This is a genomic window from Vibrio sp. 1069, assembly GCF_033340555.1.
Genome location: NZ_JAWOWP010000979.1, coordinates 1 through 511 on the forward strand (window position 1 = coordinate 1; position 511 = coordinate 511).

At 38.6% G+C, this 511-nt stretch carries 1 protein-coding gene; it reads left to right on the forward strand.

Translation table 11 applies throughout. The features are described 5' to 3' along the window. Positions 1–412 (forward strand): class I SAM-dependent methyltransferase (locus R7040_RS30140; protein WP_318098147.1); only part of this gene is annotated, 412 nt, incomplete at its 5' end. Positions 413–511: the final 99 nt, after the last annotated feature.

A 511-nucleotide genomic window follows, 5' to 3' on the forward strand; every position in this document is an offset into this window, starting at 1 on the left:
ACCGACTGCCATATCTTGGGCAAAAGAAAAAGCGAGAGATACTGGCATTCAAGGGGCGTTTTACGTCGCGGACTTGACCGAGAAAACGCTTGAGATTCCAGAGATCTATGATGTGGTGATCGACGGAAACTGTTTACATTGCATCATTAGTGAAGATCGGAATACTTTTCTAGGTCATATCTATAATTCTTTGGTTGAAAATGGCGTTTTCTTTGTGAGCAGCTTGTGTGCCAAAGACAGTAATAGCTACGAAATCACCAAAAATGACCATGTTTATCGACATGTATCTTCACAACAATCTTTGATTACGGAACTAGAACAGTCAGGCTTTCGTGTGGTTACTGCAAACGTCTACGAACGTGAAGAGATAAATCACATTACGATACATGCTGTAAAAGTTGTTTATTCATAATGAAATCGGTATTGTTTCCAGTCACGCCTTAGATAGCCATTATTAACTATTTATCAAACTCTTATCTAAGGTCTTTATTTCTATTTGCTTGCCGGAAAT